General features: G+C 48.2%; 15 protein-coding genes. 9 read left to right on the forward strand and 6 right to left on the reverse strand.

Annotated elements, in window-relative coordinates; genetic code table 11:
- Window positions 1-5 precede the first annotated feature (5 nt).
- Genes GA003_18470 through GA003_18490 form a run of 5 tightly spaced genes read left to right on the forward strand, consistent with a single transcriptional unit; the run spans window position 6 to window position 4,069 of the window.
- Window positions 6-413: a GxxExxY protein gene (locus GA003_18470; protein ID QXD30477.1), complete on the forward strand. Its 408-nt coding sequence runs from the start codon at window positions 6-8 to the stop codon at window positions 411-413.
- Window positions 414-470: 57 nt separating this feature from the next.
- Entirely contained in the window at window positions 471-1,535 is a 1,065-nt protein-coding gene (locus GA003_18475; protein ID QXD27967.1) for an iron ABC transporter permease, read from the forward strand.
- Window positions 1,532-2,578 carry an ABC transporter ATP-binding protein gene (locus GA003_18480; protein QXD27968.1) on the forward strand — a complete coding sequence of 349 codons (1,047 nt, stop codon included), beginning with the start codon at window positions 1,532-1,534 and terminating at the stop codon, window positions 2,576-2,578. Before GA003_18475 ends, GA003_18480 begins: the two co-directional genes overlap by 4 nt.
- 2 nt (window positions 2,579-2,580) lie before the next feature.
- Window positions 2,581-3,153 carry a cob(I)yrinic acid a,c-diamide adenosyltransferase gene (locus GA003_18485; GenBank protein ID QXD27969.1) on the forward strand — a complete coding sequence of 191 codons (573 nt, stop codon included), beginning with the start codon at window positions 2,581-2,583 and terminating at the stop codon, window positions 3,151-3,153.
- A complete protein-coding gene (locus GA003_18490; GenBank protein QXD27970.1) occupies window positions 3,146-4,069 on the forward strand; it encodes a cobalamin-binding protein in 924 nt (307 codons plus the stop codon). The genes GA003_18485 and GA003_18490 overlap by 8 nt, the downstream gene beginning before the upstream one ends.
- Before the next feature lie 40 nt (window positions 4,070-4,109).
- On the opposite strand, the gene GA003_18495 is transcribed toward GA003_18490, so the two are convergent.
- Window positions 4,110-4,985, reverse strand: coding sequence for an isocitrate lyase/PEP mutase family protein (locus GA003_18495; GenBank protein ID QXD27971.1), 876 nt, complete (start codon window positions 4,983-4,985; stop codon window positions 4,110-4,112).
- A gap of 212 nt (window positions 4,986-5,197) precedes the next feature.
- Window positions 5,198-5,866, reverse strand: a complete 669-nt coding sequence (locus tag GA003_18500) for a zinc metallopeptidase (protein QXD30478.1) — start codon at window positions 5,864-5,866, stop codon at window positions 5,198-5,200.
- Between the two features lie 381 nt (window positions 5,867-6,247).
- Here GA003_18500 and GA003_18505 point away from each other — a divergent pair, with 381 nt between their 5' ends.
- On the forward strand, window positions 6,248-7,513 hold the full coding sequence (locus tag GA003_18505; GenBank protein ID QXD27972.1) for a site-specific DNA-methyltransferase: 1,266 nt from the start codon (window positions 6,248-6,250) through the stop codon (window positions 7,511-7,513).
- Window positions 7,514-7,616: 103 nt separating this feature from the next.
- Here the strand turns inward: GA003_18505 and GA003_18510 are convergent, their stop codons facing one another.
- Both GA003_18510 and GA003_18515 read right to left on the reverse strand, forming a co-directional pair.
- A complete protein-coding gene (locus GA003_18510; GenBank protein QXD27973.1) occupies window positions 7,617-9,716 on the reverse strand; it encodes a M3 family metallopeptidase in 2,100 nt (699 codons plus the stop codon).
- A gap of 177 nt (window positions 9,717-9,893) precedes the next feature.
- On the reverse strand, window positions 9,894-10,079 hold the full coding sequence (locus tag GA003_18515; protein ID QXD27974.1) for a hypothetical protein: 186 nt from the start codon (window positions 10,077-10,079) through the stop codon (window positions 9,894-9,896).
- A 326-nt stretch (window positions 10,080-10,405) separates the two neighbouring features.
- Between GA003_18515 and GA003_18520 the strand changes: the two genes are divergently transcribed.
- The gene (locus tag GA003_18520; protein ID QXD27975.1) at window positions 10,406-10,621 is read left to right on the forward strand and encodes a hypothetical protein; all 216 of its coding nucleotides are present in this window, start codon (window positions 10,406-10,408) and stop codon (window positions 10,619-10,621) included.
- Window positions 10,618-11,292, forward strand: coding sequence for a DUF1080 domain-containing protein (locus GA003_18525; GenBank protein ID QXD27976.1), 675 nt, complete (start codon window positions 10,618-10,620; stop codon window positions 11,290-11,292). Before GA003_18520 ends, GA003_18525 begins: the two co-directional genes overlap by 4 nt.
- A 77-nt stretch (window positions 11,293-11,369) precedes the next feature.
- Here the strand turns inward: GA003_18525 and GA003_18530 are convergent, their stop codons facing one another.
- Window positions 11,370-11,654 (reverse strand): hypothetical protein, encoded by a 285-nt coding sequence (locus tag GA003_18530; protein ID QXD27977.1) that lies wholly within the window; start codon window positions 11,652-11,654, stop codon window positions 11,370-11,372.
- A gap of 197 nt (window positions 11,655-11,851) precedes the next feature.
- Here GA003_18530 and GA003_18535 point away from each other — a divergent pair, with 197 nt between their 5' ends.
- Window positions 11,852-12,964, forward strand: coding sequence for a DEAD/DEAH box helicase (locus GA003_18535; protein QXD27978.1), 1,113 nt, complete (start codon window positions 11,852-11,854; stop codon window positions 12,962-12,964).
- Window positions 12,965-13,048: 84 nt separating this feature from the next.
- Here GA003_18535 and GA003_18540 read toward each other — a convergent pair whose 3' ends face one another.
- On the reverse strand, window positions 13,049-13,435 hold the full coding sequence (locus tag GA003_18540; protein QXD27979.1) for a hypothetical protein: 387 nt from the start codon (window positions 13,433-13,435) through the stop codon (window positions 13,049-13,051).
- Between the last annotated feature and the right edge of the window lie 220 nt (window positions 13,436-13,655).

Here is a 13,655-nt window from a genome sequence, read left to right on the forward strand (position 1 = left end):
ATAGAATTGTACCCACAAAAAGCACAGGAGGCACAAAAACGAATGAATCAGAGATTAATCAGCTAGCGGATACCATCAGAGAAACAGCATTCGAAACTCATAAGTATTTCAAAAATGGTTTTCTGGAAAAAGTGTATGAAAATTCTCTTAGGAATAGGCTTAGGAAACAGGGCCTAAAGATTGACCAGCAGTTGCCAATTTCAGTCCTGGACGAAGACGGATCAATTGTAGGTGAATATTACGCAGACCTGATTGTTGAGGATCTGATTCTTATCGAGCTAAAAGCCGCAAAAGCACTTGTAGATGAACACGCAGCCCAAACATTAGCCTATCTAGGAGCCACCAAATATAAACACGGTATACTCATCAACTTTGGATCTGCTAAGCTCCAAATTCGTAAATTTATTCAATAAGTGCCACCGAACTATTTTGTGCCTTTTGCGCTTTTTGTGGTTCCAAAATAAAAGTTAGTGAATTTAAAGACACGACATACGAAACAAAGAAAACCAAGCTTACTTTTCGGCGGGCTCGGGTTGCTCTTGCTTGCCCTCTTCTTTGCTAACGTAGGTCTCGGCTCTGTGTTAATCTCGGTGAGTGATTTACTCGGCATATTAACGGGTAGCGCATCAGCTGATCCGGTACTTAAACAAATTGTGGTGGATTTCCGGCTACCCCAGGCGTTGACAGCTATGCTGTCTGGAGCAGCACTTGCTGTATCCGGATTGTTGATGCAAACGATTTTCAGAAATCCCTTGGCCGATCCGTTCGTGCTCGGAGTAAATTCAGGAGCCAGCCTCGGTGTTGCGATTGTGGTCTTGGCAGTGGCGCCTGCTGGCTTGGCTCTCACACAAGGATTGGGATTAAGCGGGCACCTGTTAGTAGTCGTTGCGGCAAGTGCGGGCTCAGCGAGCGTACTGCTCCTGATTCTCATCCTGGCCAGGCGCATGGATGTCATGTCCATCCTCATACTTGGTTTGATGATCAGCTATGGCGTAGGGGCTGTGGTTAGTCTGTTAATGTTTTTCAGTATGCCAGCCAAACTTCAGTCGTTTATTACCTGGTCATTTGGGCATTTTGGAAATGTTACCTGGAATCAACTCAATGTTTATCTTCCAGTTATTTTAGCAGGCACGCTATCAACCTTCCTCCTCTCAAAACCGTTAGACGCAATGTTGATGGGAGAGAACTACGCGGCGAGCCTGGGAACAAGGGTGAAGCAGATTCGCTTCCTATGCCTGATGATAGCCTCCGTTCTTGCTGGGACAGTGACGGGATTTTGTGGGCCAATAGGATTTCTCGGAATTGCCGCACCTCATCTTTGTCGCTATTTCTTTCACACCTCCAGTCACCGTCACCTCATTCCTGCCACCTTGATGGCCGGAGCCTGTCTGGCATTGTCAGCAGACTTGATTGCCAAGGCCCCTGGATATAGCACGGTTCTTCCTCTTAATGCCATCACAGCCCTTTTTGGGGCTCCTGTCATAATCGTAGCTCTGATCAAACAGGGTAAACTGGGAACCCTTTTCGGAAGATGAGCACAAGCGAACTGATTCTGAAAACCGAAGGACTGTCGATTGGCTATCAGGGCCGAAAGCTAGTGCGCAAAGTAGCCAAAGACCTAGAGCTTGAGTTGAGGCCCGGGCGTTTCGTTTGTCTCTTGGGCCCAAATGGGACTGGCAAATCAACCTTGATTCGAACGCTGGGAGGACTTCACCCCAGCATCGCAGGGCAAGTGCTGCTCAATGACACCCCCATCCAAGCAATGGAACCGCGGGATCGAGCAAAATTAGTAAGCCTGGTCCTGACCGAGATGCTGCCAGGTGGAATCTTTACTGTCTATTCAATGGTGGCCTTGGGACGCCATCCTCACACTCGATGGAACGGCTCGCTAACAAAGAAGGATCACGAAAAGATAAGCTGGGCGATTCAGGCAGCCAAGGCCGATTCACTCAGAGACAGAAAAGTAGGAGAACTCAGTGACGGTGAACGGCAAAAGGTACTTATCGCTCGCGCGCTTGCCCAAGAAACACCCATAATGCTCCTGGATGAGCCTACAGCTTTCCTCGACATAACAAGACGTATCGAGCTCATGCATACGCTACGTGGGCTGGCTCATCAGCATTCGATGTCTATTCTACTATCCAGCCATGACCTCGACCTTGCATTGCAATGCGCAGATGAATTGTGGCTGTTATCCGAAGAAGGAAACATTATAAAGGGGTCACCAGAAAACCTGGCGCTAACGGGGCAACTCAGCGACCTTTTCGGAAGTGAAGCGCTGGATTGGGATGCTTACCAGGGCACCTTTCGTGTTCACCAGCAACCCTGCTTGCATGCGCGATTGGAGGGACAAGGACCCGAGCACCTCTGGACTCAAAGAACGCTGTTACGTTTGGGTTATGGCCTAGACGATGCAGAGCCGGCAAGTATGGAGATTCGCATTGTCAATGGTCAGGGGGCAAGCAGATGGGTTGTAACTTTCAATCAAGAAGAAATAATATTTCGATCACTAGACCTCTTTACCCTTTGGCTAGAAAGCCGAAGTAACCACACAACCACTGAAGGATCCAACTTGTAGTTATGAAAGGAAATATTTCTACCCGAGCTGGCGACAAAGGGACTACCGGCCTTTTCAACGGCGATCGCGTGTCTAAGAGCAACATACGCATTCACTGTTTAGGAGACTTAGATGAAACGAATAGTTTCTTAGGACTCCTGAGAAGCAAGCTACCTGACCAGCATGACTGGGAGGAACCACTGCGCCGAATTCAAACCGAACTCATGAATCTCATGAGCCATGTCGCAACCCCTGCGACACCTGAGAAGCCGCCATCGGTTCCACTCCCAGAGAATGCCTCCATCCGGATGGAGGCCTGGATGGCGGATATAGAAACATCGCTTGAAAGCGTCACAGAACATTTTCTCCTTCCAGGTGGCACTGAGATATCGGCACTGTGTCACGTCGTGAGAACGGTCGTACGACGGGCGGAAAGGAACTTGGTAGAGCTGAACACGCAGGATCCTCTCGATCCAAGTATCCTAACCTTTATCAATCGTCTTTCGGATCTGATGTTCAAACTGACACGCCAAGAAATACATCGGGCCGGAGCCACAGAAGAACGGTGGCACCTATTTCGAGCGGAAGATGGATGAACCAAGGATTGTTTCGCTGATTGCCAGCAGCACCGAGACGCTTTGTGCCCTGGGATTCGAAGACCAGTTAGTCGGGCGATCTCACGAATGCGATTTTCCACCTTCCATTCAAAGTCTGACCGTATGCTCTGAGGCCAAATTCGATTTAAATGGCAGCAGTTTGGAGATTGATCAACGGGTAAAGGAAACGCTTCAAACTGCGATTTCTGTTTATCGTGTTTTTCCAGATGAACTGGAACGATTAAAACCGACCCATATCGTTACCCAGGACCAATGCGAGGTATGTGCTGTCAGTTTTGAAGATGTGGAAAGGGCGGCAAAAGAACTCATCAGCTCATCGCCTGAGATTGTTTCTCTGGCTCCCAATAGCCTGGAGGACATTTACCAAGGTATCATGGAGATTGCGAATTCACTGGATGCACAAGCTCGGGGCACGTCACTCGTTTCAAGCATGAGAGAAAGGCTAGTGGATATCGAAAGGAACATAGTCGATTTAAACAAAAGGCCTAGCGTTGTGTGTGTGGAATGGATCGATCCTTTTATGGCTGCGGGAAATTGGGTCCCAAGTCTGGTACAAATCGCTGGAGGAATGGACCTGCGGGGAATCGCAAACGTCCACACGCCAAAGTTAGATCTCAGCAAACTAGTAGAAGCCGATCCCGAAAAGCTAGTCGTCATGCCTTGCGGTTGGGGTATTGAAAAAAACACAGCTGAAATGTTTGAGGCTTTGAAGCATCCCGAGTGGCAGTCACTACGAGCAGTTGAATCTGGTGAATTATACATCACCGATGGGAATCATTACTTTAACCGCCCAGGTCCCCGAGTGGTTGAATCAGCCGAAATCCTGGCGGAGATTTTTCATCCAGAAAGATTCAACTTTGGACACGAGGGTTCGGGATGGATCAAATACAATTAAGAAAACGGTCGGGGATGATTCCCCTATCCAACCAGGCCGCCTAAAAGGCTGATTTCCCGGAAGCGCTTTTCCCTTCAAGTACTTTCGCGCAGTCTTCCATAGAAGCAGTGCCCTTTTGAGGAAGACCCTGTTTTTCGATCATCTCTCCGAGATATTTTTCGATACCATGCTGCGCTGCGAAAAGGCAGGGCGTACTGTAAATCACAATTGAGGCACCCGCATCTTCTAGCTCCTGAAAACTCCAATTCGGAGACTTTCCTCCATGAAGCTGGTTGACCATGATTGGCACATTGATTTGAGAACGGAGTTTGGCGATGGTATCAAGATCACGAATGGCTTCGACCATAACGCCATCGGCACCGGATTCGGCATAAGCAACGGCACGGTCCAAACCTTCGCTTGGATCAGTAGCATCCGTCCGGGCGAGAACAAAGATGCTACGTCGATATTCCAGAACCGTGACCAGCTTTGTTAGATATTCGTCTAGAGGTAAAATCTCTTTCCCTTCAAAGTGACCACATTTGCGAGGACGTTTCTGGTCCTCCATCATGACGGCAGAAAGCCCATTGGCCTCTAGATTTCGAACCGTATTGGAAGCCACTAATTGGTCACCAAACCCATCATCGACATCCACCAGTATCTGAGCCTGAGGCAAGGCATGTCGGACCTTGGTAGCCCAATCAGTCATATCTCGCCAATTCACGTATCCAACGTCGGGGAGACCATAGGCACTAGCTGCATAGCTATATCCACTACAAAACACTCCCTCAAACTTGCGCGAGGCGATCAGTGCTGAGAACACATCATAAACGCCAATCAATGGTAACAGGCGTTTTTGGTCTATCCGCTGGCGAAACGCGTCTCCGGCACTGGGACCCGTAAGACCTTTTGGCTCTTTTGCAGTAACTTGAATCATCGTAGACAGGATGTGTGGAAGGAGCAAAGTCCCCCAAAGATTACAGAAAAGGAAGGATACATCGGGCGTTCCCTCTATAGAAATCCTCCTCGTGCACAGTAGTTTACCGCAATTTTATCGCTCAAAAAGTGGCAATCCAGTAATCTAGAAAACAGAAAGCCCGCGGGTTTCCCCGCGGGCTTCGTTTTAAATCATGCACAAACTTTAGGGCACTAGTCCCTTCCACGTAGCACGATCAAATAGACTAAATGCATGAGGGAACCGGCGAAGGCTGCCACGTAAGTCCAACCGGCAGCATTAAGGGTTGCGGAAACACCGGGTGCTTCGTCTGCCGCCACAATCCCCAGGCTATCGAGCTCACGTTTGGCGCGAGCGGTAGCATCAAACTCCACCGGTAAAGTTACCAAATGAAAAAGCGTTAAGATGGCATATACGATGATACCCAGATCGAGCATCAGTCCGCCTTGAAATCCAAAAAAGAATCCTCCAAAGAAGATGAGGGGTAGAAAGCTGGCCGCAATGTTGACCACCGGCGCCATTCTCTGCCGAACATTCATCATCGTATAACCGACTTTGTGCTGAATCGCATGTCCCGCTTCGTGAGCAGCCACACCAACCGCGGCCAGACTGGAGCCACTGTAATTATGCTCACTCAAAGCCAGCCTTTTGTTTACAGGATCATAGTGGTCCGTAAGAACACCGGGCGTGCGAACGATTTCGACATCGTAAATACCGGCTTTACGCATAACGGCTTCTGCAGCTTCGTATCCGGTGATGCCCCCTCGTGTGGGGACTTGGACGTATTTATTGTAAGTGGTCTTCACTTTAGACTGCGCCCAAAAGGCAAAACCAAGAGCGGCAATCATTAAAAGAATCCCCATTCCGGTAGGGATGATTATAAAAGCAAGTGGAGATGAAAGTATCATGGTATAAGGTATTGGTTAAATTATTAGATAATGAACAAGCAAAGAAGGTTCCAATTCAAAGGAATTGCGAACGAATCCATAACCTGTTCATTATAAGATGACTTGGAGAATAAGAGATTTATTAAGCTCACTTTATTTCAATTCAATACTGTCCCGTTTTCAAGCCCCTCGTGTCCTTTTGTCTCATAGGACAATCAGCTAGAAATAAGATCGTGAGCTCGCAACGGTCCCTATTCAAAAGGTCGAGTGACCAAAAATCGTACTCCTCTAAGTGATTTCTCACGAAAAGATTGAATGCTCTTGTACTGCCAGCCAAGCTCTCTCATTTATATCTGAATGAGTACCGGGAATTTAGAATTTTTCAGCGCGATAGAGATCTCCAAGGAGGACACTCGCACCCAGGACTTTGTCGAATACATCAAGCAATTCAACGACTTTGGTACGAAGACTCAGATCCAAGAATTGCATGTGGGCAACCAGCCTGTTCCGGTCTACGTCAATGAATTCTGGACCTCGAAACAGCGAGCGGCGTCCAGCATCCATGAAGTCTCTTACCGGGCCTGCTTTAAGCCACAACTCCCACGATTTTTCATCGAGCAGCTGACTTCAGAAGGCGATTCGGTTCTCGATCCATTCATGGGTCGCGGGACCACCTTGATCGAAGCGATCTTGATGAATCGCTTTGGCATCGGCTGCGACATCAATCCCTTGAGCAATGTTCTTTGCGGGCCACGTTTCAATCCGCCCACCCTGGATCAGGTAGAGAAACGACTCGAAAAGTTGGAGCTTAGCTATGACGGAGACCTACCAGAAGACCTCGATGTGTTCTTCCAAGAGGATACTCTGAAAGAGCTGTGTGCCTTGCGTTCCTATTTCGCTGAAAAGGAATCCAAGAAAGATGTCGTGGATCGGTTCATACAGATGGTGGCAACCAATCGGCTGACCGGTCACTCCAATGGATTCTTTTCGGTTTATACACTGCCTCCGAATCAGGCCGTCACGGCCGATCGTCAGCGTTTAATTAATGCTAAGCGCGAACAGGAACCTGAATACAGAGACGTCAAAAAGCTCATTCTTAAAAAGAGTAAGTCTCTCCTGAAACATCTCGAGGAGGAGGATTACCAAAGCTTCAAACAGTTCGGTAAGAAAAGCAAAATTGTCATCGGCTCGTCAACAGAAGCCAAAGGCATCAAAGCAGGTTCGATCGACCTGGTCGTCACCTCCCCACCCTTTCTGGATGTTGTGAACTATGCTAGCGACAACTGGTTGCGCTGTTGGTTTAATAACCTGGAGCCGTACACCATTCCTATTTCCATTCATCGCAATGTTGAAAGCTGGTCTGCAGAAATGACCGAGACTTTCAAACGCATGGTGAAACTACTGAAGAAAGGCGCTTACGTTGCCTTCGAAGTGGGTGAAGTTCGCAAAGGAAAAATCAAATTGGAGGATCATGTCATCCCCGCGGCAGAACGAGCCGGACTTACTCCGATCCTCGTCCTCGTCAACGATCAGGAATTTACCAAGACCTCCAATTGCTGGGGAGTATCCAACTTGGAAAAAGGCACGAATACGAATCGGATCGTGCTGCTCAAGAAGCCATAGCTTCGAGGGCCGCCAGGCACCAGCTTGGTAATAATAGGTAATCCATTCGTCCACGGTTTACGACCGCGGCTATAATAAGGACGGACACCTCGGCGATGTGTCCCTACCCTACAGGCAACAGTCCATCCCGTCGGAGCAACGCATCGGGATCCGGCTCGCGTCCCATAAAATCGATAAAGAGCTTTAACGGATCTTCCGAGTTTCCTTTGGAGAGCACCTTGTCTTTAAAATCTTTGCCCGTGGCTTCGTTAAGCAATCCTTCACTTTCAAAGCGCGTAAAGGCATCTGCATCCAGCACTTCCGCCCACTTATAAGAGTAATAGCCAGCGGCATAACCCGTTGGACCGGAAAAGAGGTGTCCAAAGTTATAGAGAAAGATGGGGGCCTTTCGTTTCCGTTCAGCCAGATAAGGCTCCAGAATGGATTCCAATTTTGCCTCCAACGCGTCTCCCTCCAAATCTGCATAGTTGATGTGCATTTCGAGATCCATTTTCCCGAACGAGAGCTGACGCATGGCAAAAGAAGCTGCGTTGAAATTCTTCGCCGCAATCATCTTGTCATACAGATCGTCCGGAATTTTTTCGCCGGTTTCGTAATGCTGGGCAAACAGATCCAGTCCTTTTCGATCCCAACACCAGTTCTCCAGAATCTGGGAAGGAAGCTCTACAAAGTCCCATGCGACATTCACTCCATTCATGGATTTGATCTCAACGTCCCCGAACAAATGGTGAATCAAGTGACCAAACTCGTGGAAGACCGTAAGCACATCGTTGTGTGACAGGAGAGCCGGCTTGTCGTCGGTCGGAGGACTCATGTTTCCGTGGATTTGCCCCAAGTGAGGTTCATTCTTTCCGCCTGATCGATCGCCCGTGAGGGTATAGTTCATCCAGGCTCCACTTCGCTTCGACTCTCGAGGAAACCAATCGGTATAGAAGGTGCCGATGTGATCGTCGGCTTCGTCGAACAGTTCAAAGACCTTTACATCATCATTCCATACTTCGTATCCAGATTCTGTATTCGATGAAGTCGGTGTGTCCGAATAAATGGCCTTCGCCTCCCGTATTGTAACTCCAAATAGTTTTTGCGTGATCTCAAACATTCCGTCCAGAACTCGGTCTACAGGAAAGTACGGCCTCAAAGCTTCCGAATCAAAGTCGTATTTAGCTTTTCGATACTTCTCAGCCCAATAGGCAACGTCCCAGGGTTCCATGGGCTCCACTTGGATGCCGAGCTGCTTGGCGCGAAAGGTGTCCAAGTCTTCATTCTCCTGGTCGAATGCCTGCTTAATTTTCCCATGCAGATCATCTTCGAATGCCAATGCGCGATCTCCCGTTTTAGCCATACGTCGCTCCAATACCAAATCAGCAAAATGCTTAAATCCGAGTAGTTCAGCCTTTTCCTGTCTAAGCTTCAAGACCTGCCCCACCAATGCATGATTATCATGCGGCTCTTGCGTGCCGACCTGATTGAAGGCCGTCCAAAATTCCTGTCGAAGCTCCTCGCTGTCGGCAAATCGAAGAACCGGTATCAACGAAGGCGCCTGCAAGGTAAACCTCCACTTTGGCTCCTCTTCGGAACCCAGGTCTTTCGACTTGGCTGATTGCAAGGCCTGCTCGCGGGCGAGTTCGGGCAAGCCCGATAGATCTGCCTCATCCTCAATGACCTTTTCCCAAGCGTTGGTTGCGTCGAGGCAGTTTTCAGAGTATTTCTGAGTCAACTTAGCCAGCTCCGCCTGAATCTCCTCCATCCGCTTCTTTTTCTCAATTGGCAAGTCAGCCCCACTACTCTTGAAGGAGGCTAGGGTCTCTTCCAGATAGCGCTTTTGAGTTCCCTTCAGAGCTTTCGCTTCCTCGGTCTCGGAATAAGCTTTGATGCGTTTCCAAAGCTTTTCATTCAAAGGAATCTTAGCACCGAACTCAGACACTTTCGGCAACATGGCATTGTAAGCATCTCTCAGCTCTTTTGAATCTCTTACACTATTCAGATGACCCACTTTCCCCCAGGCTACACCCATCTTCTCATCTGCCTCCTCAAGGGCCAACAAGGTATTCTCAAAGGTTAACGCTTCTAAAGGGCCATCAGCCAGTGCATCAATATTGGTCTGGGCTTCGTCCAATGCCAGTTGGATATCAGCTTCAATGTGCTCGGGTGTTAATCGACTCCAGTTAACGCGAAAATTTTCTTCCAAAAAAGGGTGTTGCATGACGGTCACCTTAGGGGAGGCACTCCACAGATCTAGCAAAAAGCTCACACAAATTTTGGGTAGAGAATCAGAGGGTCATCTTGGTTGCCAAGTTCAATTGAAGAAAATCCACCCGGGCTCATTTGGCTGATTCAGGCAAACAGCTGTTTGTGCGCGGTCTTAAACATAGGTCCGCTTCTACATGGTCGATAGATGGATAGAGGATAACTGAACCACACTCCATTGTACGGGATCCATAGGCCCATCCCAATACTCCTGGAATACTTCCATAAAGAATCCGCGCTCATCGTTATGCTTCTTCAGCGGAACAATTTTAACACCATGCAATGGAACACCGTGAGTTATAAAGCTACTATTCTTCATGTTTGTTGTTTCTCCTACCTGTGATTACGAATCAATATGGGCAGCTCACTCATGCATGAGCCTCACCAACACCCTAAGCTTACATGAAATTGGGGAATTTATAAATAGGGCATCTGCACGAGACGCATCCAGGGGAAATCGAAAGCTTAGATCAGTATTTTCCCCTATGCCTCGAATAGGGATTATTCTCAGACAAAGCCGCCTCACAATCAAAGATCGCCAATTCTCTATGAACCTTTAAGAGTCTTCCTCCATGGAATGGGCCGTATTTATCCGTAGAACTGATCATCTAGTTAGGAAAATGCGGAGAATCCTTTCTGCACGAGTTGAGGATCAGCATTCATGCGTTTCGTATTGCGGGTGGGCTGGATGAGTATGTCATTACTTCCATACTCAAGAAACAAGCCCATGGCCATGAGCTCACCATTCGCTTTACACACACCAACATTCAGCAAGACTCCTTTGAAGCCGTTATGGAAACCAGCATTGACGGCGGCAAATCCTGGTGGACTCGTTATCGTCAATACCTGACCCGCTTATGAAATCATTATTATTCGCTCTCACTCTATTTTCTCTTAGCCTTATGGCAGAAGAAGGATTCGTCTCCATTTTTAACGGCAAAGACCTGACTGGCTGGAGCAGCAAACCCGGTGCTTGGGAAGTCCGCAACGGCGAGATCTGGTGCACGGGCGCTTCCGTTGAACGCAACTGGCTCATCTGGGAAGGAGGCGAGCCGGCTGACTTCGTCCTTCGCCTGGAATTTCGGTGGGACAAAGGTAACTCAGGAGTTAATGTACGCAGTGTCGACCGAGGCGAGTGGCAGGCCTACGGTTACCAAGTTGAAATTGCACGGCAGAATGTCATGGGTCTCTGGCACCATTCGCTGCTCGACCGGGAACACCCCAAACGTGAAGAACGCCACTTGATGGCTCTGGCTGGGCAAACCGTTCGGCTTTCAAAAGAGGGGAAAAAGACTTTCGTTCAAGAGGGAGATGGTGAGGTCATCAAAGCGCTCTACAAGGATCACGAATGGAACACCATGGAGATCATAGCCAAAGGCGATACACTCGTGCAGAAAATCAACGGCGTTGTATTTTCCATGGTGACGGACCTGGACAAAGAGATGTCTAACAAAGCGGGAGTTCTGGCACTTCAGGATCACGGGAAAGGCTGCATAGTCGCATTCAGAAATCTCCAGCTCCAACAACTCTGAGAAGTTGCATATAGGAAATATGGTTTCTTTCCCCGTTCCACAAAAACGAGACGATCGCTAATAGATCCAAGTTATCATTATTCCGGGTTCACCAAGGCAACGGATATAAAAACGATTAATTCCGTATTAGTGTCAGGCACATCAGCGGATCTGAAAAATGACCCGACTCGCGAATCTCCTAATATTGGAACAGATGAAATAATTTCCGGTTCATCTGTATCCGTACTAAGACCTTCTTTGAAATCATAAATTCGATCGGCTAAAATGGGATGGAAGTACACGGTCGTTCCAACACCCTCCTTGTGCTCGACCCAAGATCTGAAGTGGTCATTTAGTATGCCATCATCGGGCTTTGTAAACACGTCCCCAGATGTCCCACTCCACGATAATCTGTCCAGACCATCTCCCTTCGGGAAATGGGCGCAATCCTTCTTCCGAAGGGACATATTCATTCAGATGTATATCAACGACACCGCTGTAAACATCCATCCCTGTCTCAGAATCATGATTAGAGCCCTTTTTGTTTGCTTGAGTCGAGATAGTCTGGCTTTGACAACTCATGAACGACTTTAAATCACTCGGCATTTCCAACGACCTCATCAAAGGGCTAGACGAACTGGGAATTCGAAAGCCTACCGAAGTCCAAGAGAAGGCGATTCCATTTTTAATGAAGGAAGGTACGGATTTCGTATGTCGTGCTCAGACGGGTACAGGAAAAACGGCGGCTTTTGGATTACCCCTGTTGAAACGTATTCGGCCGGATTCGGATAAGGTTCAGGGATTGATCCTCACACCCACTCGGGAACTTGCCAAACAAGTCGCCAAGCACCTGTTTAAATACACCAAGTTTACCAACAAGATTTTTACCGAAGCTGTTTACGGAGGTGATAAGATCGAAATCCAGGTCAAGGCGCTTAGTCGTCCCACGCAAATCATCGTGGCTACACCAGGCCGGTTGATCGATCTCCTCCAAATGAGGGCAGTTGACCTTTCCCATGTGAAACGAGTCATCCTGGATGAGGCGGACGAAATGTTGAGTATGGGCTTTCGTGAACACCTCACCAAGATAATCAACGAGACACCCAACCGGGAAAGTATGTGGCTGTTCTCAGCAACGATTCCCGAAGGCATTCAGAAGCTGGTAAAAAACTATATGTCGCATGATGCCAAGCACCTGCTCCTTGAAAGCAAAGACATTTTGCAGGACGCTATCACCCATCAGTATATCCGTTGCCCCATCGAAGAGAAAGTAGAGCGTATCGTGCAATTTCTTGAGCGTCGAGGAAGCGAACGCGGACTCATCTTCTGCCGCTCCAAAGCCGGAGCTATCAAACTCGGAGAGGCCCTCAACGGCGAAGGCTATTCGAATGCTGTCCTCCAAGGTAACCTTTCACAAAAAGACCGTGAAAAAATTATGCGCGCCTTCCGGAAAGAGCGTATTCAATTCCTGGTTGCTACGGATGTAGCGGGACGGGGCATCGACATCGAAGGGCTCTCATTTGTCATCCATCACCAACTGCCAGAGAATGCGGAGACCTACATTCACCGAAGTGGTCGTACGGCACGGGCAGGCCGAACCGGCTTATCTTTTTGTTTGATTGCAGGGCGCGACGGTCAACGCCTGAAGAAGCTGGAGCATGAGTTGAAGATTCGTTTTCAACAAATCGCTTAGCCATCGCCAGTCTCATAAAAAATAAGCGACCCAGATTATTGAGCCGCTTACTTGTTGGAAAAACCTTAGTTCGAATCCGATCGATTAAGTACCCTTCTTAAGAGACTTACCAATCCGTTCCTCACGTAGTTTTCTAATCACTCCCCGTAGTTCCTTCCTGAGCTCACGTTGTTCATCACAGTGAATTCTCAGCTGCTCGCGGATCTGTTCCTTGATCGCTGCTTGGTCCTCAGGAGCTGCTGTTCGCATTCTTTCGCGAAGCTGTTCGAGCTCCTCGCTCAAGACACCACGAACTTCCTCATACCGAGCAATACACTCCTGGATATCCTGATTCTCACGCATCTGATTCGGAACACCAAACTGCCCGTCTCTCGACCCATCCCTGGCTCGTACGGGCTCGTTGACTTGAGCTGAAAGTCCGCCTGAAAGCAATAGACTCCCAACAGCAATTATTGTGATTAGCTTTTTCATTTTTTCTCCTTCCTTCCCAGTTTTTTACCTGTCAGTTTAGTTGCATAACCTATGCCACTATTATCACATTTCGCTTACTCACTATTAATCAAAGAGATCCCGAAAAACGAGAAATGAGAGACAGGACCGAATGCTTCCAAGTTGGTAAATAACCCCCAGATTTCAGGTATCAATTACCGAACGACTGCAGACTATCCCCCTAGAACTTTTAATACTGTTG

The organism is Opitutia bacterium ISCC 52, from assembly GCA_014529675.2.
GTDB lineage: Bacteria > Verrucomicrobiota > Verrucomicrobiia > Opitutales > UBA2995 > UBA2995.